This window comes from Aeromonas sp. R1-1, from assembly GCF_040908495.1.
Classification (GTDB): Bacteria; Pseudomonadota; Gammaproteobacteria; order Enterobacterales; family Aeromonadaceae; genus Aeromonas; species Aeromonas veronii.
Window position 1 is genome coordinate 1 of the sequence record NZ_JBFODV010000199.1, and the last position, 1,075, is coordinate 1,075.

Annotated in this window: 1 protein-coding gene; it reads right to left on the reverse strand. The window is 59.5% G+C overall.

The features are described from left to right. The coding region (gene rlmF / locus AB5Y92_RS12755; RefSeq protein WP_368226899.1) for a 23S rRNA (adenine(1618)-N(6))-methyltransferase RlmF at window positions 1-912 on the reverse strand (912 nt) is incomplete at its 3' end. Window positions 913-1,075: the final 163 nt, after the last annotated feature.

The window sequence follows — 1,075 nt, forward strand, 5'->3', positions numbered from 1 at the left end:
GATCCGGCTCACCTTGTTGCCCTGCGCCATGTCGATCACCCGTACCTGACGCGCCCCCACCCGGCTCAACGCCTTTTTCGCCCCCGGCAGGTTCTCTTTTTTCGACACCAGCGAGCTGAACCAGAGGCACTGAGTGGCAAACTCCTTGCTCTGGGCAATCATGTTGGCCAGAAACGCCGCCTCGCCCCCTTCGCACCAGAGCTCGGCCTTCTGGCCGCCAAAATTAAGCACAGGAGCGCCTGTCACCTCCTTGCCCAGATTGCGCAGCTTGCGCTCCGTCCCCTTGCTCGCCTCTTCCAGCGATGCATGGAATGGCGGATTGCAAAGCGTCAGGGCAAAGCGCTCCTTCGGCCCTATGATGCCGCGAAACACATGGTTGGGGTTACCCTGCAGACGACACTCAATCTGGTTGCCGAGTCCGTTGCTCTTGGCCAGCAGGGTGGCCGCCTTGACCGAGACCGGATCGATATCCGATCCCACAAAACGCCAGCCATATTCGCGGCAGCCGAGCAGCGGATAGATGCAGTTTGCCCCCACCCCGATATCCAGCACCCTCACCCCCTTGCCGGTAGGGAGCTGGCCTGCGCTCTCGGCCAGCAGGTCGGCCGCCCAGTGCAGGTAGTCCACCCGTCCCGGGATAGGCGGGCAGAGGTAACCGGCAGGCAAGTCCCAGTGGGCAATCCCGTAGTGATGGGCCAGCAGGGCGCGATTGAGAGTCTTCACTGCATCGGGATCGGCAAAATCGATGGTGCGGGTACCGTAGTCATTGATAAAGACATGAGCGGCCAATTCGGGAGTTCGCAGGCAGAGCGCCTCAAAGTCGTAACCCGCCTGATGGCGATTACGGGAGTGAAGTCCGGATTTGCGGTCGCCCGACTTGGGGCCACCGGCTGATGGGATGCGGGGTTTCATACTGAGCCTGCCGAAGAAAACGGGCCCACACTATAGTGATTTGACTCGGGAAAGTCTAAACGAGGGCAATAAAAAAGGCTCTGTCCCAATTACGTGTTGAAAGGCTAATCTTGAAGTAGGCCATCACCTTGAGGTCTACCATCATGGATACCCCAGCCTTTCA